Source organism: Roseovarius gahaiensis, assembly GCF_011601345.1.
Taxonomy (GTDB): domain Bacteria; phylum Pseudomonadota; class Alphaproteobacteria; order Rhodobacterales; family Rhodobacteraceae; genus Roseovarius; species Roseovarius gahaiensis.
This window is the reverse complement of record NZ_JAAORB010000017.1, coordinates 29,282-53,005: the sequence shown is the minus strand read 5'-3', so window position 1 is coordinate 53,005 and position 23,724 is coordinate 29,282. Positions and strand designations below refer to the sequence as shown.

The following is a 23,724-nucleotide window of genomic DNA, read 5'->3' as shown; positions in this document are numbered from 1 at the left end:
TATATGCCTCAAAAGCATGGAATCACAAAGCAAGCATCATGGGAATCCTGAATCTGATCAGGGGCGACACGCTCTAGTGCAGGGTCGTATTTCCGGCCGGGGTGTCTTCGAAAAACGGTGTCATCTGGGCGACGATCACCGCGTTTTCATCCAGGGCGCGTTGCATCAGGCCGCGTTCTTCCTCGCTGATATCGTGGCCTTCGGCTTGGCGCTCCTCAAGCGTGCCGTAGCCCGTGACATCCAGCGGTGCGGTGTCGGCCTGTTTCAAAACGGCCACTGTTTCACGCACGGCTTCTTCTTCGTCCACGCCCGAGGCATAGACCATTAGCGCCGCGCCCGTGGCCTTGTCGGGCAGGCCATCGCCGTCTTTGCGGCCGATCTCGACCAGAAGCGTATAGACTTGCTGCCGTTTGGGCGTTTTCGGTTTGCCGGTGCTCATGTGATGTCTCCGTGATCTGTGCCCTTGCCCTGCAATCCCCGGCGCGGGAAGTCAAGCGCGGTTGATCATCGGCGCACCTGCGGTTGCTGTTGGGCAGATTTGAGTATTTGAAGAACAATGAAGCGGGCAGGACGCTGTCAGCCGCGTGGGTCAAGTAGTTTGGCAAGGATGCCATTGCGGGTGATCTGCCCGACAAGCGCGTCACCGTCCGCCACGCCGATCGGGCCGTCATGGCCTTGGCTGGCTTCCATGACCTGCCGGATCGTGGTGCCGGGCGAGACGGTTTTATCGGGTTTACCGGTGGCCGTCTCCATCACATCGCGTGCGCACAGCACACCGAGCGGATTCATATGGGCCACGAAGTCCGCCACGTAATCGGTGGACGGGTTGGTGAAGATGTCTTGTGGGGTGCCGCATTGCACGATGCGCCCGCCCTCCATAATGGCGATACGGTCGCCCAGTTTGAACGCTTCGTCGAGATCGTGGCTGACGAAGATGATCGTGCGGGCCAGCTTTTGTTGCAGGTCCAGAAGTTCATCCTGAAGGTGGTTGCGGATCAGCGGATCAAGCGCCGAGAACGGCTCGTCCATCAAAAGGATCGGCGCCTCGGTGGCGAAGGCGCGGGCCAAGCCGACGCGCTGCTGCATCCCGCCGGACAACTCCCCCACCTTGCGGTCGGCCCAATCCGACAGGCCGACAAGATCAAGTTGATGGGTGATCCGTTCGGCGCGTTCGGTGCGCGGCAGACCGGCCAATTCAAGGCCCAATCCGACGTTGTCGCGCACGCTGCGCCATGGCAGAAGCCCGAATTGCTGAAACACCATGGCGACGTGGTTTTGCCGGATGCGGCGCAGGGTGGCGGCATCGGCCTTGGTGACATTGACCATGGCGTTGCCATCATTGACATGCACCGCGCCGCGCGTCACCGGGTTGAGCGCATTGACCGCCCTGAGAAGCGTGGACTTGCCCGAGCCCGACAGCCCCATAAGCACAACGATTTCGCCCTGACCGACCGTCAGGTTGCAATCATGCACGCCCAACACCTGTCCGGTGCGCGACTGGATTTCGGGGCGGTCCATCCCCTGATCCATCAGGGGCAGGGCGCGGTCAGGCCGATCGCCGAACACGATCGAGACGGCGTCGAACTGCACGGCATCGGTCATTTGTTGTCTCCCAGCCGCAGCATCCGGTCAAGGATCACGGCCACCACCACGATCATCAGGCCGGATTCGAACCCAAGCGAGATGTTAACGGTGTTGATCGCACGCAGCACCGGAACGCCAAGCCCGTCCGCGCCCACCAGCGCCGCGATCACCACCATCGACAGTGATAGCATGATCGTCTGGTTCAGCCCGGCCATGATCTGTGGCAGGGCGTAGGGCAATTCCACTTTCCATAGGGTCTGGCGTGGCGTTGCGCCAAAGGCCTGCGTGGCCTCAAGCAGGGGCTTGGGGGTGGAGGCAATGCCCAGATATGTTAGCCGGATTGGCGCCGGAACAACGAAAATCACCGTGGCGATCAGCCCCGGCACCATGCCGATCCCAAAGAAGACGATGGCCGGGATCAGGTAGACGAAGGGCGGCAGGGTTTGCATCAGGTCCAGCACCGGGCGTAGGCCCCGGTAAAAGCGGGGGCGGTGCGCGGCGGCAATGCCGATGGGCACGCCGATGGCCATGCAGAACACGCAAGCTGACAAAACCAGCGTGAGGCTTTCGGTCATTTCTTCCCAATAGTCTTGGTTGAGCACCAAGAAGAACCCAAGGGCCACGAAAACACAGGTCTTCCAGTTGCGCTGAAAGATCCATGTCAGCGCGACGAAAACCGCGATCAGGATCATCGGGTGCGGGGTTTGCAGCACCCAGAGAAAAGCGTCGATCAGCGCCTCCATCACCGCAGCCAGTTGGTCGAAAAACGCCGCCGCGTTGTCCTGCATCCATTCAAAGAAAACCTCGGCCGCGTTGCCGATTGGAATCTTGGTGTCGGTAAGCCAGGTCACGCGCTATCCTTTGAATGGGGGAACCGTTGGTCATGGCCGCGCCCCGAAAAGGGGCGGGCCGGTCTTTATGGCAAGTGAAGGATCACAGATCGAGGCTGGATTTGACCGCCGTCATGGCATCGCCACCGTCGCGGGTGGTCACGCCGTCCAGCCAGTCGTCCAGAACGCCGGGATTGGCGCTTAGCCATGTGGTGGCGGCTTCGGCCGGGTCGGTGCCATCGTTCAGGATCGCGCCCATGATCTCGTTTTCCATGGCCAGCGTGAACTCAAGATTTTGCAGCAGCTTGCCCACATTGGGGCAGCTTTCGACATAACCAGCCGTGGTATTGGTATAAACGGTCGCGCCGCCCAGATCGGGGCCGAACCAATCATCGCCACCGGTCAGGTAGGTCATGTCGTGGTTGGCGTTCATCGGGTGCGGTTCCCAGCCTAGAAAGATGATCGGCTCTTCGCGGCGGTCAGCGCGGCTGACCTGTGCCAGCATCCCCTGTTCGGAACTTTCCTTGACCTCGAACCCTGACAAGCCGAACGCGTCGGCCTCGATCATGTCCATGATCAGGCGGTTGCCGTCATTGCCCGGCTCGATCCCGTAGATGGTTTCTTCAAGCGCCTCGGCGTGATCCGCGAGATCGGCGAAATCGGCGATCCCAAGCGCGGCGCCCGCGGCGTTGGTGGCCAGCGTATACTTAGCCCCGGTGAGGTTGGCGCGCACGGTGTCCACTGTGCCGGCCTCACGGTAGGGGGCGATATCGCCTTCCATTGTGGGCATCCAGTTGCCAAGGAACACGTCGATATCGCCTTCGGCCAGCGACGTGTAGGTCACGGGCACCGAAAGCACCTTGATGTCGGTGTCATAGCCCAATGCCTCAAGCACCGATGTGGTGGCGGCGGTGGTGGCGGTGATATCGGTCCAGCCGACATCGGAAAAAGTCACGGTGCCACAATCGGCAAGGGCGGGGCCAGCGGCCACAAGCGCGGCTGCGGTCAGGGTGTATTTCATGGACATTCGAATCCTCCTGTTGGGTCGCGTATGGATTTGACAGTTGCGCCGACGCAATGGTCTGCGTCGGCGCGTTTCATGTCAAACGGGTTTAATACCGCTGAAAATCAGACGAACCACCAACGCTCGATAAAGCGCATGCCGTCCACATCCCAGTTCGAGCTCATCTGCTCGGTGTGGCCGACCTTGGTGGAATTGCCGAAGACCCAGTTGGCGAACATCGGGATGACAACCCCACCCTCGTTTGCCACCATATCCTGCATTTCCCAATACATCTCGCGGCGCTTGTCTTCGTCCAGTTCCGAGCGGGCCTTGACCATCAATTCGTCAAAGCGGTCATTGCACCAGAAGCTGTCATTCCACGACGCGCCACATTTGTAAGCGGTCGAGAACATCTGGTCTTCGACCACGCGGCCCGACCAGTAGACGGAGACGAAGGGTTTCTTCATCCAGACATCCGACCAATAGCCGTCGTTCGGCTCGCGCACGGGCTTGAGGTTGATGCCCGCGGCCTTGGCCGAGGATTGATACAGAACTCCCGCATCAACCGCGCCGACAAAGGCGGCATCTGCAGCCGACAGCGAAACATCAAGGCTGTCCAGCCCGGCCTGCTTGAGGTGATACTTGGCCTTGTCGGGATCGTAGGTTTTCTGCTCAAGCTCGGAATTATAGAACCGCTGCCCGCGACCAATCGGGTGGTCGTTGCCGACCGAGCCGTAGCCAAACAGGATCTTGTCGACCAATTCCTGACGGTTGACGCCGTATTTCAGCGCCTGACGCACATGATTGTCCGAGAACGGATCGGCGCGTGTGTCCATCGCAAAGGTATAGTGCTGCGTCCCGGCGACCGAGTTGATCTGGATGTTTTCGTTGCGGGCCAGCATGCTAACGGTTTTCAGGTCAAGCCGGTCGGCCACATCCACATCGCCCGAGACCATGGCCGTGGTGCGCGCGTTCTGATCGACGATGGCGAACACCTCGGCGCTGTCGAACCATGCGACATCATCACGCCAGTGGTTTTCGTGGCGTTCCACGGTGTAGGACACGCCGGGGTTGAAATCCATCAGCTTGTAGCTGCCGCAGCCATCGCCCGATTTCCAGTCGATGCTGTCACCGTCGGCCTTACAGATCGCGATGTGATAATCGCTGAGCGTGAACGGGAAGTCGGCATTGCCGCCATCAAGCGTGATAACGATGGTGTCGTTGCCTTCGGTCGCGATATCTTGAATCGGGGCCACGATGGGACCGGCAGCCGAGGTCGAATCTTCGCCGCGGTGGAAGTTGATCGAATTGACCACGTCCTGAAGCTCAAGGGTTTTGCCTGAATGGAAGGTCACGCCTTGGCGAATCTTGAAGCGCCAGACCTTGGCGTCGGGCGAGGCTTCCCAGCTTTCGGCCAGTTCCGGGATCAGCGAACCGTCCTGTGCAACCTCGGTCAGGTGGCCGTGGATGGTATAGGCCAGCGACGTGGTAAAGCTGTTTTCATATGTGCCGGGGTTCAGCGTGTCGGTTGTCTGGCCGTGGCCGATTGCGACACGCAGATGTCCGCCGCGTTTAGGGGCGGCCATGGCGCCGCCCATGGGCAAAGATGCGGCCATCGCGGTGGCTGCTGTGGTTTTCAGAAATCCGCGGCGATTTAACATGCCGTCTTTGAATAATGCCATCGTGTAATTCTCCCTATTGTCACTTGGCGTTCGAATGTCCCGTTCCCCGATATGCCGATCAAGCGACAGGGTGGGCTGCAAAATGTCGGTCAAGATTGCCGTTCAATTGGCCTCAATACGACACCTTCGATACATTTCCGACAGTATGATGACGTGGCGATGACGTGCAACGCTATAATTGCCGAGATTTCTTTTGGTGTTGCTTGGTTTCTCATTTCTGTCCGTTTTTATTGATTGACGAGTCAATTAAACATGAATACCCCCAACAGGGCAAGGCAGTTTGGAGACGGAATGATGCCCAAGCTCGGAATGGAGGGAATACGCCGCGCGGCTTTGGTCGAGGCGACGATTCACGAAATCGGCGCGCGCGGCACTCTGGATGTGACCGTCAGTCAGATCGCGCGCCGCGCTGGTATGTCCAGCGCCCTTGCGCATCATTATTTTGGGTCCAAAGAGCAGATTTTTGCTGCCGCGATGCGCCACATCCTGACGCTTTATGGCGCGGAGGTGCGCGGTGCGCTGACGATGGCCAAAACCCCGCGCGACCGGATCGAGGCGATCATTCGCGCCAGTTTCGGCCCGGCCCAGTTTCGGCCTGAAATGGTATCGGCATGGTTGAATTTTTACGTGCAGGCGCAGACCTCGCAACCGGCGCTCAGGCTGTTGCATATCTATCAGCGGCGCTTGCGGTCAAACCTGCATTACGCGCTGCGCCAGATTGCACCCGACCATGCCAATCACCTGACCCGTGGTTTGGCGGCGATGATCGACGGGTTGTATATCCGGCAAGCGCTCCGCGCCGAGGCTTTGGCCCCGGACGGGGCCATCGACGTGCTGCTGCACTATCTCGACACATCCCTGACAGCGGAGGCGTAACATGACGCGACCCAACATTTTGATTTTGATGGTTGATCAGTTGAACGGCACCTTGTTTCCGGATGGTCCGGCGGATTGGTTGCACACCCCCAACCTGCGCGCCTTGGCAGATCGTTCGACCCGGTTTGCCAACGCCTACACCGCCAGCCCGCTTTGTGCGCCGGCGCGGGCCAGCTTTATGTCAGGGCTTTTGCCGTCGCGCAGCCGGGTCTATGACAACGCCGCCGAATTCAGCGCCGATATCCCCACCTATGCCCATCACCTGCGGCGGGCGGGATACCAGACGAGCTTGTCGGGCAAGATGCATTTCGTCGGCCCCGATCAGCTCCACGGGTTCGAAGAACGCCTGACAACCGATATCTACCCTGCCGATTTTGGCTGGACCCCGGATTACCGCAAACCCGGCGAGCGGATTGATTGGTGGTATCACAACCTTGGGTCGGTCACCGGGGCCGGGGTGGCCGAGATTTCCAACCAGATGGAATATGACGATGAGGTGGCCTATCACGCGACCCGCAAGATTTACGATCTGGGCCGGGGCCATGATGACAGGCCATGGTGCCTGACCGTCAGTTTCACCCATCCGCATGACCCTTACGTCGCGCGGCGCAAATACTGGGATCTTTACGAGGATTGCGCGCATCTTGAGCCAACGGTTCCGGCGATGGACTACGACGATCACGATCCGCATTCCAAGCGCATTTTTGACGCCAATGACTGGCGGTCGTTCGAGATCACCGATGTCGATATCCGCCGGTCACGCCAAGCTTATTTTGCCAATGTTTCCTATCTGGACGACAAGATCGGCCAAATCATGGAGGCGCTTGAGGGAACACGACAACAGGACGACACCATCGTTTTGTTCGTATCCGACCATGGCGATATGCTGGGCGAGCGCGGTCTGTGGTTCAAGATGTCGTTCTTCGAAGGCTCCGCGCGGGTGCCCCTGATGGTGGCGGCGCCGGGAATGGAGGCGGGGCTTGTCACCGATCCGGTCAGCAATATCGACGTTTGCCCCACGCTGTGCGATCTGGCCGGCGTGTCGATGGACGAGGTCGCGCCGTGGACCGAAGGTCAGTCGCTGGTGCCGCTCGGGCAGGGGCAAACGCGCGCGGCCCCGGTCGCCATGGAATACGCCGCCGAGGCGTCATATGCACCGCTGGTTTCTCTGCGTCAGGGCCGTTGGAAATTCACCCGTTGCCCGCTTGACCCCGACCAACTGTTCGATCTTCAGGCCGACCCGCATGAATTGACCAATCTGGCCGCTGACCCGTCCCATGCCGAAACGTTAAAGCAGTTCAGCGACATGGCGGATGCCCGTTGGAGCCTCGATCAGTTCGACGCTGAGGTGCGCGAAAGTCAGGCCCGCCGATGGGTCGTCTACGAGGCGCTGCGCAAGGGCGGCTACTACCCTTGGGATTACCAGCCGCTGCAAAAGGCCAGTGAACGCTACATGCGCAAGCACATGGACCTGAACACGGTCGAAGACAGCCAGCGGTTTCCGCGTGGCGAATAGCCCTTTCATTGTTCCCCAAATACTCCCGCCGGAGGCAAACATGACCTATGCAACCCAACCCGAGGCCAGCCATTTCGTGAACGGGGCCTATCTGGAAGATAAAAACGGCCCCCCGATAGAGGTGATCTACCCGGCCACGGGCGCGGTGATCGCCACGCTGCACGAAGCCACGCCCGAGGTGATCGAACAGGCGATCAGCGGCGCGCAGGCGGCTCAAGTGGACTGGGCGAAACTGTCGGGCATGGAGAAGGGCCGCGTGTTGCGGCGCGCAGCCGATATCATGCGCGACCGCAATCACGACCTGTCGGTGCTTGAAACCTACGACACCGGCAAGCCGTTGCAGGAAACCTTGGTGGCCGATGCCACCAGCGGGGCGGATGCGCTGGAATATTTCGGCTCGGTCGCGGCGGGTTTGACCGGCGAGCATATTCCGCTACCGGGCGGGGATTGGGCCTATACCATCCGCGAACCGCTTGGCGTGTGCGTCGGGCTTGGCGCATGGAACTACCCAACTCAAATCGCGTGTTGGAAAGCTGCGCCTGCGCTGGCCTGTGGCAATGCGATGGTGTTCAAGCCGTCTGAAACCACGCCGCTATCGGCCTTGAAACTGGCCGAAATCCTGATCGAGGCAGGCGCGCCTGCGGGGCTGTTCAACGTCGTGCAAGGGGCCGGGACCGTCGGGGCACCGCTGGTCACCGATCCGCGCGTCGCCAAGGTGTCGCTGACCGGATCGGTGCCAACGGGCCGCAAGGTCTATGCCAGTGCGGCCGAGGGCATGAAGCATGTGACGATGGAATTGGGCGGTAAATCGCCGCTCATCATCTTTGACGATGCCAGCCTCGAAGATGCGGTTGGCGGGGCCATCCTTGGCAACTTTTATTCGTCTGGTCAGGTGTGTTCGAACGGCACACGGGTGTTTGTGCAACGCGGCCTCAAAGAGGCGTTTCTGACGCGATTGGCCGAACGCACGCAGCAGGCCGTGATCGGCGATCCGCTGGACGAGGCCACCAATTTCGGCCCCATGGTCAGCGAAGGCCAGTTGCAGATCGTGCTGAACTATATCGAGGCTGGCAAAGCCGACGGCGCACGGCTGATCAGCGGCGGCCACCGGATCGACGGGGCCGGGTGTTGGATTGAGCCGACGATTTTTGCTGATGTGACCGATGACATGACCATCGCGCGCGAGGAAATTTTCGGCCCCGTCCTCAGCGTGCTGGATTTCGACGACGAAGCCGAGGTGATCGCGCGCGCCAACGCCACCGAATACGGGCTGTCGGCCGGGGTCTATACCCGCGATGTGCAGCGCGGCCACCGCGTGATCGAGCAGTTGCAGGCGGGCAGTTGTTTTTTGAACTCCTACAATGACGCGCCGGTCGAAGTGCCGTTCGGCGGGGTCAAAGCGTCGGGCGTGGGGCGCGAAAACTCCAAGGCGGCGATCGAGCATTACAGCCAACTCAAATCGGTGTTTGTCCGTATGGGCGAAACCGAAGCGCCATTCTGAAGGCTTGTTTCAAGGAAACGTGACATGGAAGCGGATTACGTCATCGTGGGCGCGGGCAGTGCCGGCTGCGCCATGGCTTACCGGTTGGCCGAGGCGGGTAAATCCGTGCTGGTCATCGAACATGGCGGCACCGATGCCGGGCCGTTCATCCAGATGCCGGGCGCGCTCAGCTATCCGATGAACATGAAGCGCTATGATTGGGGCTATCAAAGCGAACCCGAGCCGCAGCTTGGCGGGCGGCGGCTGGCCTGTCCGCGCGGCAAGGTAATTGGCGGCTCCAGCAGCATCAACGGCATGGTCTATGTGCGCGGCCATGCCCGCGATTTTGACCACTGGCGCGATCAGGGGGCCGATGGATGGGGCTATGCCGATGTGCTGCCCTATTTCAAGCGCATGGAAAACTGGAGCGATGCGGGCCATGGCGGTGATCGCGACTGGCGCGGCAAGGATGGCCCGCTGCATGTCACGCGCGGGACAATGTCTAACCCGCTAACGCGGGCTTTTATCGAAGCAGGCGGGCAGGCCGGGTATCAGCTGACATCTGACTATAACGGCGAACAGCAAGAAGGGTTTGGCCCGTTCGAGATGACGGTCAAGGACGGTCAGCGTTGGTCGGCGGCCAAGGCCTATCTGCGCCCCGCGTTGCAGCACGAGAACTGCGATCTGGTGCGTGGTCTGGTGCAGCGTGTCGTGATCGAAGAAGGCCGCGCCGTCGGTGTCGAGATGCTCCGTAAGGGGCAGCGAGAGGTCGTGCGCGCCCGCGCCGAAGTGATTTTGGCGGCGTCTTCGATCAACTCGCCCAAGCTGTTGATGTTGTCGGGCATCGGGCCTGCGGCGCATCTGGCCGATCATGGGATTGATGTGGTGGCCGACCGGCCCGGCGTGGGCGGTAATTTGCAAGACCATCTTGAGGTCTATATCCAGATGGCGGCCAGCCAACCGGTGACCCTGTTTAAATACTGGAACCTACCAGGCAAGGCATGGGTTGGGGCGCAGTGGCTGCTTGGCAAGCGCGGGCCGGGGGCGTCGAACCAGTTTGAAAGCTGCGGTTTCATCCGCTCGGATGCGGGCGTGGACTATCCCGACATCCAGTTTCATTTCCTGCCGATTGCCGTGCGGTATGACGGCAAGGCCGCCGCCGAGGGGCACGGGTTTCAGGCGCATGTCGGGCCGATGCGCAGCGCGTCGCGCGGGCGGATCAGCCTGCGCAGTGCCGATCCCGGCGATGATCCGGTGATCCGCTTCAACTACATGAGCCAAGACAGCGACTGGCGCGATTTCCGCAAATGCATCCGTCTGACACGTGAAATTTTCGCGCAAGAGGCATTTGCCCCTTACCGGCGGCATGAAATTCAGCCCGGTGCGGATGTCCAAAGCGACGACCAGTTGGACAGCTTTATTCGCGAGCATGCCGAAAGCGCCTATCACCCCTGCGGCACCTGCCGTATGGGCCGCCGGGATGATCCCGATGCCGTGGTCGACAGCACGGCGCGGGTGATCGGAGTGGATGGGCTGCGGGTGGCCGACAGCAGCATTTTCCCGCGCATCACCAACGGGAATCTCAATGCGCCGTCTATCATGGTCGGCGAAAAGGCGGCGGATCATGTTTTGGGGCGGTCGCCATTGCCGTCGGATAACGCGCAGCCTTGGATGCACCCCGACTGGCAAACCGCACAACGCTGACAGGGCTGAAAATAGTCAAATGGCGTAGTGGTTTGATCCGGATCAAAGCCACACAGGGCAGCGCCCTTTAGCGTCGTGTCGGATGTAATGAAAAGGAACGCCGCGACATGTCCCATACCCCCCACGAACTACACGAAGAATTCCCTGAACTGGCTGACAAGATCACCGAGCTTAAAACCTCGGACGCGCATTTTGCCAAATTGGCGGATGAGTATCACGAGTTGAACCGCGCCGTGCACCGCGCTGAAACCAATGTTGAACCAGTCGAGGAGCTGGCCGAAGTCGAGATGCGCAAGAAACGTGCGGCCTTGAAAGATCAGCTTTACAGCATGCTCAAAGCCTGAAGCGTTCGACCTTTAGGGTTCGTGAGGCGGCGGTCGGATAGTCCGGCCGCCGTTTTTGTGTCAGCCGACGGTGTAGGGCAGGACATCGCGCTCATCCGGTTTGACTTGCAGGCGGCGTTCCAGTGGCGGAACCGAGCGTTGATGACAATCAGTGCGTTCACAGATCCGGCAGGAAATGCCGATGGGTTCATAGGCGCGCGCATTGGTCAGGTCCAGATCATCGGCATAGACCAACGCGTCGGCATGTTTGACCTCGCAGCCAAGCGCGATGGCAAACCGGCGCACAGGCGCGCCGAAACTGCCGCCCGCTTTACTGACATCCCGCGCCAGATTGATATATCGCACCCCGTCAGGCGTTTCGGCCAATTGGCGCAGAAAGCGGCCCGGCGTCTCGAACGCGCGATGCACGTTCCACAGCGGGCAGGCCCCGCCGAACCGGGCGAATTGCAATCGCGTGGCCGAATGCCGCTTGGTGATTGTCCCGGCCTGATCGACCCGGACGAAAAAGAACGGGATGCCCTTGGCGCCGGGGCGTTGCAAGGTGGACAGGCGATGGCAGACCTGTTCGATCGAGGCCCCGAACCGGTTGGTCAGAATTTCAAGGTCATGCCGGGTGTCCTGCGCGGCTTGCAAGAACGCGCCATACGGCATCAAGGCGGCCCCGGCGAAATAATTGGCCAGACCCATCTTGGCGATGGCGCGGGCGGCGTCGGATTGAAACCGTGCCAAATCCAGCGTGGCGTCCAGCAGTTTGTCCTGCGTCAGCAGCGCCAGTTGCAGAAGCATCTGAAAGGTGCGGGTTTCCGGCTCGGCCCGCGACGATAGATGCAAGGTTTTGGTGTCACGATCAAAATGGCGCAACTTGCCGCTGTCCGATCCTGTGACGGTGATGCCAAGATTGGCCAGTTTCTCGATGGCCAGATCGTGGATTGGGCGCTGCGCCCCCGCGGAGGTGGCAAAGCGTTCGGCGGCATGATCGACCGCGTCGATGTAATTGTCGCAGTAGTGAAAGAAATCGCGCACTTCGTCCCACGGGCTGGGTTGGGTCCGCGAATCTTCACGCCCCAAGGCCTCGTCCAGACTGGCCAGCCGTTCATGGGTTTGCCGATAGGTGCGGTGCAGTTGCAAAAACGCACGCGCCAGCGCCGGCGCGTTCGAGGCGGTCAGCCGCAGATCGGCCAGCGGTGGCGGGTCGTCGGCAAAAACCGGATCGGCCAGCGCCTCGCGCATGTCGCTGACCATGCGTTCGGCGTCACCGGTGGACAGTTCGGTCACGTCAAAGCCAAACTCCTGCGCCAAGGCCAGCACCACGGTTGTGCTGACCGGGCGGTTGTTGTTCTCCATCTGGTTCAGATAGGGCAGCGAGACGCCCAGTTTGATGGCGAAATCCTTTTGCGTCAGGCCAAGGCGTTGGCGCGTTTCGCGCAGTTTGGCCCCGGCATATAGTTTCTGTGTGGGCATGGGACTCCGGCTTGTGCAGATGTGGGCTTTGCAGATTTGCGGCTGCTGCATGGTATGTTTGCAAACCCATCTGTGCAAGCGGTGGATCAGCCTGATCCCGGCGGTGTCAGGTGATCGCGCAACAAGGCCATCGGATGCGCCTTGAGCGACAGGCGCATGGCCACGTAATCCTCGACCACTTCTTCGCCCAGTGTCATGGCGGGTAGATGCGCGGCGGGCTCGTCAATCGCTTCGCCATCCATGTCGCCCTCGAACAGCGGCAGGGGTTTGTCCCCGGCCAAGGCCTTGGCTTGCCACAACGCCTCGCGGCGCGACAGGCCAAGCGCGGCAAAGCTGTCGGCCTCGGCCAGACGGGTGACAGTGGCCGGGGAAACGCCCGCCCGGCGCCAGACATCGCCCACTTGCCGATAGCCATTGCCGCGCGCGGCGGTGATCCAAACGGCATCCTCTTCGGACAGGCCTTTGATTTGCCGAAACCCCAACCGCAGCGCCAAACCGCCCGCCTCATCGGGTTCCATCACATTGTCCCAGAAACTGGCATTGATGCAGACCGGGCGCACCGTCACCCCATGGTCGCGGGCATCGCGCACGATCTGCGCAGGCGCGTAAAAGCCCATCGGCTGAGAATTCAGCAGCGCGCAGGCAAAAATGCCGGGATGGTGGCATTTGATCCATGCACTGGCATAGACCAGCAGCGCGAAACTTGCGGCGTGACTTTCGGGAAAGCCATAGCTGCCAAAGCCTTCGATCTGCGAAAAGCAGCGTTCGGCAAATTCCATGTCATAGCCATTGCGTTTCATGCCGCGCAAAAACCGATCGCGAAATTCACTGACGTTGCCGTGTTTCTTGAACGTGGCCAGCGACCGGCGCAAGCGGTCGGCCTCATCAGGGGAAAACCCCGCGCCGGTGATGGCGATCTGCATCGCCTGTTCCTGAAACAGTGGCACGCCCAGTGTCTTTCCCAGAACCGCGCCCAAGGCGTCCGACGGAAAGCTGACGCGTTCCTCGCCATTGCGGCGGCGGATATAGGGATGCACCATGTCGCCCTGAATGGGGCCGGGGCGAATGATCGCCACTTCGATCACCAGATCGTAAAAACAGCGCGGCCGCATCCGGGGCAGGAAATTCATCTGCGCGCGGCTTTCCACCTGAAACACGCCGATACTGTCAGCGCGGCACAGCATATCGTAAACGCGCGGGTCTTCGGGGGGCAGGGTGGCCAGCGTGTCATCGCGCCCATGATGGTGGCGCAACAGGTCGAACGCTTTGCGGATGCAGGTCAGCATACCAAGGCTAAGAACATCGACCTTGAGAATGCCAAGCGCGTCGATGTCATCCTTGTCCCAGCAAATGACGGTGCGCCCGTCCATGCTGGCGTTTTCGATGGGCACCAGTTCGTCCAGCCGCCCCTCGGTCATGATGAACCCGCCGACATGCTGCGACAGGTGGCGCGGAAAGCCTTCGATCTCGTGCACCAGTTCCATCGTTTGGCGCAGGCGCGCATCATCCGGATCAAGCCCGATCTCGCGCATCCGGTGGCGTTCCAGTTGCCCGGCGGCATGAAACCCCCAAAGCTGCGAGGACAGCGCCGAGATAGTATCGCCGCCAAGCCCCATGGCGCGGCCCACCTCGCGGATGGCGCGTTTGCCGCGATAATGAATGACCGTGGCGCATAGCCCGGCGCGGTGTCGCCCGTAGCGTTCGTAAATCCATTGAATCACCTCTTCGCGGCGTTCATGTTCGAAATCCACGTCGATATCGGGCGGCTCGTCGCGGGCCTCGGAGACGAAGCGTTCAAACACCATTGTGCCGATCTCGGGGCTGACCGAGGTCACGCCGAGGCAATAACAGACAACCGAGTTGGCCGCCGACCCGCGCCCTTGGCACAAAATCCCACGCGACCGCGCAAAGGCGACGACGTCGTGGACGGTCAGGAAATACGGCTCATACCCCAGTTTGGCGATCAGAGTCAGTTCGTGTTCTAGAAGGGTATGCACCTTGTCGGGGGCCCCCTGCGGATAGCGCCAGTGCAACCCGTCCAGCGCCAAGCGGCGCAAGCGCTGTGACGGTGTTTCGCCTTGCGCCACCTCGCTTGGGTATTCATAGCGCAATTCGTCCAGCGAAAAGGTCAGCCTGTCGGCCAAGGCCCCGGCCCGGTGCACGGCGCTTTCGTGACCGGCGAACAGGCGCAGCATCTCGGGTTCGCTGCGCAGACGGCATTCGGCATTGGCCAAGGCCGCCCGGCCCAGATCGTCCACGCGCCGCCCCGTGCGAATCGCGGTCAGGACATCGGCGAGCTTGCGGCGTTGGCCATGATGCATCCGGGGGCAAGCGGTTGCGAGTGTGGGTAGGCCTAGGCCGTGGGCCAGATCGGCCAGACGATCAAAGCGCGCGCTGTCCTGCCCATCATAGCGCGGGGCCATCAGCAGATGCATCTGCCCACCAAGCTGCCGCGTCAGCCGGGTGGCCTGCGCCGTCCATTCGGCGGCATCCAGCCCCGCTGGCGGGTGCAGTAAAAGATGCACGCCCGCCGCGCCTGCCAGCACGTCATCCAGCGTCAGGTGGCAGTGCCCTTTGCTCGCACGCCGCTGACCAAGCGTCAAAAGGCGGCACAGGCTGGCCCAGCCGGTGCGATCTTGGGGCAGGGCCGTCAGCACCAGCCCGTCGTCCAGACACAGCCGCGCGGCCGGGATCAGGCGGGGGGTGTTGGTCCAATCCGGTGTGGTGGGGCAGGGCGACGGTGGGCCGATGGGGCCATCGCGCGCTTCGATCTTGCGGCGTTCGGCGACTTGCCGGGCAATCTCGCGCGCGGCGGAATGCGCGCGGACAATCCCCGCGACCGAATTGTCATCGGCAATGGCAATCGCGGGCAAGCCCAAGGCGGCGGCACGATGCACATAGTCTTCGGGGTGCGATGCCCCGGTCAGAAAGGTGAAATTCGAGGTGATGGACAGTTCGGCAAACATGATACGGCGACTATATATTCACGTTTTGTTCTATTGCGAGTCACATTTGAATTTTGTCGTCAGTGGGGGGCGTCCGGATCGCAAGCCGCGCCGCGAAAGCAGGCCTTGACCGTATCCAGCCTCACCTTGGACGGGGCCGCAAAGCCGAACCCGCCGCAGGGCGTGATCCTGAGCGTGAAGCCATCCGCGCGCTTTTCAAGAAACGCCAGATAATTCGCGCCTGATGTCGCCCCGGCACACCAAGGGCCAAAGCACTGTGCATTCAGCGTGATCTTGCGGTCAAAGGGAACCTCGAACCCGTCATGCGACAGGGCCTTGCCCGTGACCCGCGCCGCGATCAATGTATCGGATGGGGTTTGGTGTTGATTGGCCATGTCTACCTTGGGCAGGCGTGTTTCGTCGAACTGCAACGCACCATGCACCACGATATAGGCGGCCTCGGCCTTGGCGGCCTGTTGGAATGTCCGGGCCGCATCATGGGTTAGGCAAGACAGGGCAAGGGCCGGGCCAGACAGCCCCGTCAACAAGACGACAAGCAGCGCCCGGATCAAATCCTGTTTCCGAACTCGGCCATCACCTGTTCGTAAACGACCCGCTTGAAGGGCACGATGTTGGCGATCAGCTGATCCGGGGCCAGCCATTGCCATTTTGCAAATTCCGGGTGTTCGGTTTCGATGTTCACATCCGAATCCCGGCCATGAAACCGCAGCAGGAACCATTTTTGTTCCTGCCCCTTGTAGCGTCCTTTCCAGATGCGCGGCACAAGGTCATGCGGCAGCTCGTAAGGAATCCACCCGCTGGTTTCGGCCTCGACCGTGACCAGATCGGCGGATACGCCGGTTTCTTCCCACAGCTCACGCAATGCCGCATCGCGTGGCGCTTCGCCGGGGTCGATCCCGCCTTGTGGCATCTGCCAGGCTGTGGCGTCCTGATCAATGCGCTGGCCAACAAACACGCGGCCATCGGCATTGGCCAACATAACCCCGACACAGGGGCGATAGGGCAGCTTGGCGATGTCTTGGGGGGTCATCCGGGGCCTCCGCGGCAAGTGGGCCAGTACAGGCGGCGCCGCCCGATCAGGCGACGCCGCAAGCTTTATCGATCAGTCCTGCGGGCCAAGCGCGGACATGCCTGTCAGAATATCAATGGCGTAGGCCAGTTGATAATCTTCTTCGCGCAGCTTGGCCGAAGCCTCGGCGCGGTCGCGCTCTTCCTCGATCTGGCGAGTTTCATCTTCGGACAGGCTGTCGTTGTTCAGACTGCCGCGCAGGTCGGATTCAAAGCGGCCACTGGGGCGCGTTGTCTGCTCCTCCTCGGCGGTGTTGGGCGACTGGCGGGGCTGCTCGACCACGATGTCGGGCGAAACGCCAAGCGCCTGAATCGAGCGCCCGGACGGGGTGTAATAGCGCGACGTGGTCAGGCGCATCGCCCCATCGCCACGCAGCGGCATGACCGTCTGAACCGAGCCTTTGCCAAAGCTGTTGGTGCCCACAACGATCGCACGACGATGATCTTGCAGCGCACCGGCAACGATTTCTGACGCCGACGCCGATCCGCCATTGATCAAAACAACGATGGGTTTGCCGTTGGTCAGGTCGCCCGCCGTCGCGTTGAAACGTTCGCCACCCTCGGGATCGCGGCCCCGTGTGCTGACGATTTCACCCTTTTCAAGGAATGCGTCCGACACTTTGATCGCCTGCGTCAGCAGGCCACCGGGGTTGTTGCGCAGGTCTAGCACGATCCCGTCGATATTCTCGGCACCGCCAGCGGCCTCGAACTGTTCGGCCAGCCCACTTTCAAGATTGTCAAACGTCTGATCGTTGAAGGTTGTCACACGCAGAACCACCGTATCGCGTTCGGTGCGGGCGCGGACGGCCGTCAGTTTGATCGTGTCGCGGATGATCGACACATCGAACGGCTCGGCCTCGCCTTCGCGCACGACGGTGATGATGATTTCACTTCCGACCGGCCCGCGCATCAGATCAACCGCCTCGTTCAGGGTCAGGCCCAGAACGCTTTCGCCATCCACATGGGTGATGAAATCGCCAGCTTCGATCCCCGCACCGTCGGCGGGGGTGTCGTCAATCGGCGAGACCACTTTGACAAAGCCTTCTTCCTGAGTGACTTCGATGCCAAGGCCGCCAAATTCACCGCGGGTCTGGACGCGCATGTCGTCTGCGGCTTCGGGCGACATGTAGCTTGAATGCGGGTCAAGCGATGTCAGCATGCCGTTGATCGCGGCCTCAATCAAATCGGCCTCGTTGACCTCTTCAACATATTGCGACCGAATGCGTTCAAAGATATCACCAAACAGATCAAGTTGTTCGTAGACGCTTGTATTCTTCGTGGCTTCTTGCGCCAAAAGAGGTGCGGCCACCTGTGTGGTCACCACGACACCGGCCAGCGTTCCGGCGGCTGCGGCCATCAGGAATTTTTTCATTGGTCAGTTATCCTTGTCTGTCATGAACCACTCCAGCGGGTCGACCGGAGTATTATTTTCCCTCAGCTCTACATAGAGCGTTTCAGTCTGCCTGGCACCCGTTTCGGCCCCGTCGCCCGTATACAGCACATCATTGCCAGTCTCGGGCCCGCCCATCAACCCCACGGGGCTGCCGCCGGGCAAGACTTGTCCGATGTCACCATAGACCACGTCCAACCCGGCCAGCACCACCAAAATTCCGGCCTGTGGCTCCAGTATGATCACGTTTCCGTAATCCAGTAGCGGGCCGCGATAGCGCACGGTTGCCGCGGCGGGGGTCGTGACCAATGCGTTTGGGCGTGTGGCCAGCACGATGCCGGGCCGCGAAATGCCCGCCGCATCGGATTCGCCAGCGCGGCGCAAAATGCTGCCTTGCACGGGCATTGGAAGTTGTCCCTTGCGCCCGGAAATTCCCGGCAGGCTGCCGGGAACCTCATCCACCGCGATCTGGCTGAGACCGCTGGCAAAGCCCTCAAGGGTTTCGGTCGACGCGATCAGCAGCGCGGTTTTTACCCGATCTTCGTTGAAGCGGCGTGGCAAATCGGTGCGATCCGCAATCGCTTGGCTTAGTGCAGTGCGCGCTTGTTGTGCGCCGGTCAGCCCATCTTGTAACTTGTTCGCGGCGCTTTGTTGCAGCGCGCGCAACACGGTGACTTCTTCCAGTTTGTCGCGCAGGTCTTGCGCGCGGGCATCCAGCGCCGGCGCGACCTCGGCCATGATCATGCCCGAGCGGGCCGTTCCCACCGGGCCTGACGGGTGCAGCAGCAAGACCGGTGCCGGGGTTCCGCCCATGCCCATCAGCACACCCAAAAATTGCGCCACCTCGTCTTCGCGGGATTGCAATTCGCGGCTGAGGGTCTGTTCGCGGATCGCGGCGCGGCGTAGCCCTTCCCGCATGGCTTGCAGCCCGTCTTCATAGGCGCGCACGGTTTCTGACAGGGCTTTGACCCGATTGCGCGCGCTTTCCGCGCTGTCCAGCAGTTCGCTGGCGCGGCTTAATCGCTCGGCGGCTGCGCGCGCATCGGCTGCGGGATCGGCGGTTTGGGCCAAACCGCTGCTGGCCCAAACGCAGAGTGCCGTGACAGCCAAAATCCGTTTCATGAAATCAGGCTTTCCCCCGTCATTTCGTCGGGTTGCGGCAATCCCATCAATTGCAAAAGGGTCGGTGCCAGATCGGCCAGCCGCCCGGATTTGAGGCGCGCGCCATCCGGGCCGCCGACCATCACAACAGGCACCGGGTTCAGTGTATGCGCGGTGTGCGGCCCGCCGGTTTCAGGATCTACCATCATTTCGCAATTGCCGTGATCGGCCGTGACGATCATGGCCCCGCCGTGCGCCTGCAATGCGTCCAGCACTTGGCCCAAGCCCTGATCGACCGCTTCGCAGGCGGTCATCGCGGCGCGCAGGTCACCGGTGTGGCCCACCATGTCGGGATTGGCGTAATTCACCACGATCAGATCATAGCCCGCCTCAATCGCGCCAACGAATTGCTGGGTGACCTCTTCGGCGCTCATCTCGGGTTGCAGATCGTAGGTGGCCACCTTGGGCGAGGGGGCCATGTAGCGATCTTCGCCCGGTTCCGGCTCTTCCTTGCCGCCGTTCAGAAAGAAGGTGACATGCGGGTATTTCTCGGTTTCGGCCAGATGGAACTGCCGCTTGCCGTGTTTGGCCACCCATTCGCCCAAGGTGTTGACGATCCCGCGCGCCGGGAACACCGTATTCATGTAGGCGTTATGGCTGTCGGAATATTCGACCATGCCAAGCAGATCGGCCCATTCGGGCCGTGTGCCAGTGTCAAACCCGTCAAACTTGGGATCACCGATGGCGGCCAGAATTTCGCGCGCCCGATCCGCCCTGAAGTTCAAACAAAAAAGGCCATCGCCATCTTGCGCCCCGGCATAACCGCCGATCACGGTCGGGGCGATGAATTCGTCCGTCTCGGACCGGGCATAGGCATTGGTGATCGCGATGCGGGCGGTTTCCGCGCGGGGGCCTTTGCCGTGAATGATCGTCTCGAACGCCTCTTGCACACGATCCCATCGATTGTCGCGGTCCATGGCAAAGTAACGCCCGCAGACGGTTGCGATCTCGATGTTTCCGTGCAGGCCGTCTTCGAGGGTGGATAGAAATCCACGCGCGGATTTCGGCAACACGTCACGCCCGTCCGTTATGGCATGCAATGCCACGGGCACACCGGCGTCGGCAATGATGTGCGCAGCGGCGAGGATATGATCAAGATGCCCATGCACACCGCCATCCGACATCACGCCCATCAAATGCGCGGTGCCGCCGGTTGATATCAGACGGGCAATGAAACGTTGCAACGCATCGTTTTTCTGAAAACTACCGTCCTCGATCGCCAGATCGATCTGGCCCAAGTCCATGGCGACGACACGCCCCGCGCCGATATTCGTATGCCCAACCTCGGAATTGCCCATCTGCCCGGTGGGCAGGCCCACATCGGGGCCGTGGGTGATCAGCGTGGCATGCGGGCAGTCTGACCATATGCGGTCAAAATTGGGCGTATCCGCCAAGGCCGGGGCATTGGCGCTGGTTTGGTCGGACAGACCCCATCCGTCGAGAATGCACAAGACAACGGGGTTTGGGGTGCTCATTGATCTGCTCCTGCCTGATTGGGGGCGTTCTAGCGTTTTGAAGCACCGGGGTGAAGCGCTGAAACGGGTGACAAGGCGCGAAAAGACAGCCGACGCCCTGAATCTCGGGTCTTTTGGGGTGGCGTCCGCCTGTCAACCTGCGCTTGCGGCATCGTCTATTGCACGGCGCTTTGGCGTGGGGCTGACTTGACTCCCCGACACCCGCGCCGCATGAAGCGCGCAAATGCCAAGCAGCGGAGGCCCCATGGCCAGCGAAGCCAAATCCAAAAGCTCGATCTGGGAAACGATCAAAACCGTTTTCTGGGCCCTTGTGATCGCGGGCATTTTCCGCACCCTGTTTTTTCAGCCGTTCTGGATTCCCTCTGGCTCGATGAAAGACACGTTGTTGATCGGGGATTTTCTGTTCGTCAATAAAATGGCCTATGGCTATTCTTATGCGTCGTGCCCCTCTCTCAAAATCCCGGCGGTGGGGCTTGATATCGACGCGCGCGACATCTGCGGCTTTCTGGATGGAGACAACACGCGCCTGTTGGGCGGCGAGCCCGAGCGCGGTGATATCATCGTGTTCCGCCACCCTGTAACCGGCGCGGATTTCATCAAGCGCTTGATTGGTATGCCCGGCGATCGGGTGCAAATGCGCGCAGGGCGTCTGTATCTGAATGGTGACCCGGTTGCGGTGGAGCCCGCAGGAACCTTCGAGGAAGAGTTCCAGCCGCAAGGCCCGATGCGGATTCGCCCGCGCTGTGAAAATGGTGTGGTCGGCATGGGCGGAACCTGCGAGAAATCGCGCTTTATCGAGACCCTGCCGAATGGTCAGGCACATCAAATCCTGAACATCGGGCCGCAACGGTCGGATGATACCGGTGTTTATACGGTGCCCGAAGGGCATTACTTTTTCATGGGTGACAACCGTGACAACTCGACCGACTCGCGCTTTCCCCAAGCCGTTGGCGGCGTTGGGTTCGTGCCCTATGAAAACCTGATCGGTCGCGCGGGCCGGGTGGTGTTTTCATCTGCCGGGCGGTCGATGCTGTTCTTCTGGACATGGCGCGGTGATCGCTTCTTCAAGAAGTTGGACTAGGACAAGCGCGATGAAGCTGTCGGCCGAATTGAAAGCATTCGAGGAACGGCTTGGCCACCGGTTTGCACAGCCCGCGCTATTGGTGCGGGCGGTGACGCATTCCTCGATGGCGTCGGCCACCCGTGACGACAACCAGCGGCTGGAATTTCTGGGCGATCGGGTGTTGGGCTTGGTCATGGCCGAGGCGCTGCTTGAGCGTGATCCAGCGGCAGAAGAGGGGCTGCTGGCCCCGCGATACAATGCCTTGGTCCGCAAAGAGGCCTGTGCCGATGTCGCCCGCGAGATCGAATTGGGCGCGGTGCTGAAACTGGGACGTTCTGAAATGCTGTCGGGCGGGCGGCGCAAACTGGCGCTTTTGGGGGACGCGATGGAGGCGGTGATTGCCGCCGTCTATCGCGATGCCGGTTTCGATGTGGCCAAAGCGGTGGTTCTGCGACTGTGGGGCAGCCGGATCGACAAGGTCAAGGATGATGCGCGCGACGCCAAGACCGCCTTGCAAGAATGGGCCCAAGCGCGCGGCTTGCCGCCACCGGCCTATGTGGAAACGGCCCGCACGGGGCCTGACCACGCGCCACATTTCACAATCGAGGCACGGCTGGAAAATGGCGCGCGCGAAAGCGCACAAGCCGGATCCAAGCGACAGGCCGAACAAGCTGCGGCCAAGGCGCTTTTGGCGCGTCTTGAAGCAAGCTGAAGGTTTTGCCCTTTCAAAATGTCTTACACGTCCTTTGGACAGGTAAGCACAGTGGTTCTGGCGATCTGATTGGTTTTAAGCTAGGGCAGTCGGATTGACACACAGGAACACCAGATCATGACCACACGCGCCGGATTCATTGCCCTGATCGGAGAGCCCAATGCGGGTAAGTCCACTTTGCTTAATCACATGGTGGGGGCCAAGGTCAGTATCGTGACGCACAAGGTGCAAACGACCCGCGCGCGGGTGCGGGGTGTCGCCATGGAAGGCGAAAGCCAATTGGTCTTTGTTGACACGCCGGGGCTGTTCCAGCCGCGCCGCCGTCTGGATCGTGCGATGGTCGCGGCCGCATGGGGTGGGGCGGCGGATGCCGATATTATCGTCCTTCTGGTCGAGGCACATCGCGGTGTTACCGAAGGGGTCGAGCGTATTCTGGAACAGCTGGCCGAGGTGGCCACGGGCCGCCGGGTGGCCTTGGCGATTAACAAGATCGACCGGGTGAAATCCGAAGTGTTGCTGGGCCTGTCGGCCAAGCTGAACGCGCGCTTTAACTTTGTCGAAACCTTCATGATTTCGGCGGAAAAAGGTCATGGCGTTGCCGACCTGCGCAAGTGGCTGGCCAAGGAATTGCCCGAAGGACCATGGCTTTACCCCGAGGATCAGATCGCGGATTTGCCGATGCGGATGATCGCCGCCGAGGTCACCCGCGAAAAGCTGACCCTGCGTTTGCATCAGGAATTGCCCTATCAGTTGACGGTCGAGACCGAGTCTTGGGAAGATCGCAAAGATGGCTCGGCCCGGATCGAGCAGATCGTTTACGTCGCGCGTGACGGTCATAAGGGGATCATTCTGGGCAAGCATGGCGAGACGATCAAATCCGTCAGCAAGGCTGCGCGTGAAGAATTGCAAGAGTTTCTGGGCCGCAAGGTGCATCTGTTCTTGCAGGTCAAGGTCCGGCCCAACTGGCTGGACGAGTCGGAACGCTATTCCGAGATGGGCTTGGATTTTCGCGACGGGAACGGCTAATCATGGTGCGGCTGACCGCCGAATTCTGGGTGCAGGCCTATTTGGCGCGGCTGCGTCTTGCGGATATCCCGGCCTTTGTTGTGGCGCATGGTGACGATACCGCAGGCGCGGTTCTGGTCAAGCTCAACACCTTGGACGGATCGGCCCGGCTGTTTCAACGGGCGTTTGACCTGCAAAGCGGCGCGCGGAAATGGACCGTGCTGGCCGAGGGCTGCGAGGGTGCAGTGGACGAGGCCGTGGCGCGCCAGCGCGGGTTCGATCCCGATCTATGGGTGATCGAGGTCGAAGATCGTGCCGGGCGGCACCTTCTGGACGAGGATGGCTTGGCCGAGTAACGCGATTGATGCGCGTCAATGCGGCCTCCAAAGTCCCCTGTTTAGGAT

The 23,724-nt window shown here is 61.0% G+C and carries 21 protein-coding genes; 9 read left to right on the top strand and 12 right to left on the bottom strand.

The window, feature by feature from the left end; all coding sequences use genetic code 11:
• Nucleotides 1-73: 73 nt before the first annotated feature.
• The 5 genes from HAT86_RS09915 to HAT86_RS09895 form a co-directional block, all read right to left on the bottom strand.
• Nucleotides 74-439 (bottom strand): hypothetical protein, encoded by a 366-nt coding sequence (locus HAT86_RS09915; protein WP_167196656.1) that lies wholly within the window; start codon nucleotides 437-439, stop codon nucleotides 74-76.
• A 137-nt stretch (nucleotides 440-576) separates the two neighbouring features.
• A complete protein-coding gene (choV, locus tag HAT86_RS09910; RefSeq protein WP_167196653.1) occupies nucleotides 577-1,602 on the bottom strand; it encodes a choline ABC transporter ATP-binding protein in 1,026 nt (341 codons plus the stop codon).
• The gene (choW, locus tag HAT86_RS09905; protein ID WP_167196650.1) at nucleotides 1,599-2,435 is read right to left on the bottom strand and encodes a choline ABC transporter permease subunit; all 837 of its coding nucleotides are present in this window, start codon (nucleotides 2,433-2,435) and stop codon (nucleotides 1,599-1,601) included. Before choW ends, choV begins: the two co-directional genes overlap by 4 nt.
• Nucleotides 2,436-2,517: 82 nt before the next feature.
• Nucleotides 2,518-3,441: a choline ABC transporter substrate-binding protein gene (gene choX, locus HAT86_RS09900; RefSeq protein WP_167196646.1), complete on the bottom strand. Its 924-nt coding sequence runs from the start codon at nucleotides 3,439-3,441 to the stop codon at nucleotides 2,518-2,520.
• Nucleotides 3,442-3,542: 101 nt separating this feature from the next.
• Nucleotides 3,543-5,099, bottom strand: coding sequence for an ABC transporter substrate-binding protein (locus HAT86_RS09895; protein WP_167196643.1), 1,557 nt, complete (start codon nucleotides 5,097-5,099; stop codon nucleotides 3,543-3,545).
• 294 nt (nucleotides 5,100-5,393) lie between these two features.
• Here HAT86_RS09895 and betI point away from each other — a divergent pair, with 294 nt between their 5' ends.
• The 5 genes from betI (at nucleotide 5,394) to HAT86_RS09870 (ending at nucleotide 11,019) form a co-directional block, all read left to right on the top strand.
• Nucleotides 5,394-5,975 carry a transcriptional regulator BetI gene (gene betI / locus HAT86_RS09890; protein ID WP_167196640.1) on the top strand — a complete coding sequence of 194 codons (582 nt, stop codon included), beginning with the start codon at nucleotides 5,394-5,396 and terminating at the stop codon, nucleotides 5,973-5,975.
• A 1-nt stretch (nucleotide 5,976) separates the two neighbouring features.
• Nucleotides 5,977-7,491: a choline-sulfatase gene (betC, locus tag HAT86_RS09885; RefSeq protein WP_167196637.1), complete on the top strand. Its 1,515-nt coding sequence runs from the start codon at nucleotides 5,977-5,979 to the stop codon at nucleotides 7,489-7,491.
• Nucleotides 7,492-7,531: 40 nt separating this feature from the next.
• The gene (betB, locus tag HAT86_RS09880) at nucleotides 7,532-8,992 is read left to right on the top strand and encodes a betaine-aldehyde dehydrogenase (protein ID WP_167196633.1); all 1,461 of its coding nucleotides are present in this window, start codon (nucleotides 7,532-7,534) and stop codon (nucleotides 8,990-8,992) included.
• 24 nt (nucleotides 8,993-9,016) lie between these two features.
• A complete protein-coding gene (betA, locus tag HAT86_RS09875) occupies nucleotides 9,017-10,675 on the top strand; it encodes a choline dehydrogenase (protein ID WP_167196630.1) in 1,659 nt (552 codons plus the stop codon).
• Between the two features lie 107 nt (nucleotides 10,676-10,782).
• Complete coding sequence (locus tag HAT86_RS09870) at nucleotides 10,783-11,019, top strand: YdcH family protein (RefSeq protein ID WP_167196627.1); 237 nt, start codon at nucleotides 10,783-10,785, stop codon at nucleotides 11,017-11,019.
• Nucleotides 11,020-11,079: 60 nt separating this feature from the next.
• Here HAT86_RS09870 and HAT86_RS09865 read toward each other — a convergent pair whose 3' ends face one another.
• The 7 genes from HAT86_RS09865 to gpmI form a co-directional block, all read right to left on the bottom strand.
• Nucleotides 11,080-12,480 (bottom strand): helix-turn-helix domain-containing protein, encoded by a 1,401-nt coding sequence (locus HAT86_RS09865; protein ID WP_167196624.1) that lies wholly within the window; start codon nucleotides 12,478-12,480, stop codon nucleotides 11,080-11,082.
• Nucleotides 12,481-12,566: 86 nt separating this feature from the next.
• Nucleotides 12,567-15,446 carry an error-prone DNA polymerase gene (locus HAT86_RS09860; protein WP_167196622.1) on the bottom strand — a complete coding sequence of 960 codons (2,880 nt, stop codon included), beginning with the start codon at nucleotides 15,444-15,446 and terminating at the stop codon, nucleotides 12,567-12,569.
• Nucleotides 15,447-15,505: 59 nt separating this feature from the next.
• Nucleotides 15,506-15,997, bottom strand: a complete 492-nt coding sequence (locus HAT86_RS09855) for a hypothetical protein (protein WP_167196619.1) — start codon at nucleotides 15,995-15,997, stop codon at nucleotides 15,506-15,508.
• Entirely contained in the window at nucleotides 15,994-16,476 is a 483-nt protein-coding gene (locus tag HAT86_RS09850) for an RNA pyrophosphohydrolase (protein ID WP_167196616.1), read from the bottom strand. The genes HAT86_RS09855 and HAT86_RS09850 overlap by 4 nt, the downstream gene beginning before the upstream one ends.
• 72 nt (nucleotides 16,477-16,548) lie before the next feature.
• Nucleotides 16,549-17,886, bottom strand: coding sequence for a S41 family peptidase (locus tag HAT86_RS09845; RefSeq protein ID WP_167196613.1), 1,338 nt, complete (start codon nucleotides 17,884-17,886; stop codon nucleotides 16,549-16,551).
• A 3-nt stretch (nucleotides 17,887-17,889) separates the two neighbouring features.
• Nucleotides 17,890-19,026 (bottom strand): murein hydrolase activator EnvC family protein, encoded by a 1,137-nt coding sequence (locus HAT86_RS09840; protein ID WP_167196610.1) that lies wholly within the window; start codon nucleotides 19,024-19,026, stop codon nucleotides 17,890-17,892.
• The gene (gene gpmI, locus HAT86_RS09835; RefSeq protein ID WP_167196607.1) at nucleotides 19,023-20,540 is read right to left on the bottom strand and encodes a 2,3-bisphosphoglycerate-independent phosphoglycerate mutase; all 1,518 of its coding nucleotides are present in this window, start codon (nucleotides 20,538-20,540) and stop codon (nucleotides 19,023-19,025) included. The genes HAT86_RS09840 and gpmI overlap by 4 nt, the downstream gene beginning before the upstream one ends.
• 244 nt (nucleotides 20,541-20,784) lie before the next feature.
• Between gpmI and lepB the strand changes: the two genes are divergently transcribed.
• The 4 genes from lepB to HAT86_RS09815 all read left to right on the top strand — a co-directional run bounded on the left by lepB (nucleotide 20,785) and on the right by HAT86_RS09815 (nucleotide 23,676).
• Complete coding sequence (gene lepB / locus HAT86_RS09830) at nucleotides 20,785-21,621, top strand: signal peptidase I (RefSeq protein WP_167196604.1); 837 nt, start codon at nucleotides 20,785-20,787, stop codon at nucleotides 21,619-21,621.
• Nucleotides 21,622-21,631: 10 nt separating this feature from the next.
• Nucleotides 21,632-22,315 carry a ribonuclease III gene (gene rnc / locus HAT86_RS09825; RefSeq protein WP_167196601.1) on the top strand — a complete coding sequence of 228 codons (684 nt, stop codon included), beginning with the start codon at nucleotides 21,632-21,634 and terminating at the stop codon, nucleotides 22,313-22,315.
• A gap of 117 nt (nucleotides 22,316-22,432) precedes the next feature.
• Nucleotides 22,433-23,341, top strand: coding sequence for a GTPase Era (gene era, locus HAT86_RS09820; protein WP_167196596.1), 909 nt, complete (start codon nucleotides 22,433-22,435; stop codon nucleotides 23,339-23,341).
• A 2-nt stretch (nucleotides 23,342-23,343) separates the two neighbouring features.
• A complete protein-coding gene (locus tag HAT86_RS09815; RefSeq protein ID WP_167196593.1) occupies nucleotides 23,344-23,676 on the top strand; it encodes a DUF1491 family protein in 333 nt (110 codons plus the stop codon).
• The last annotated feature ends 48 nt before the right edge of the window (nucleotides 23,677-23,724 follow it).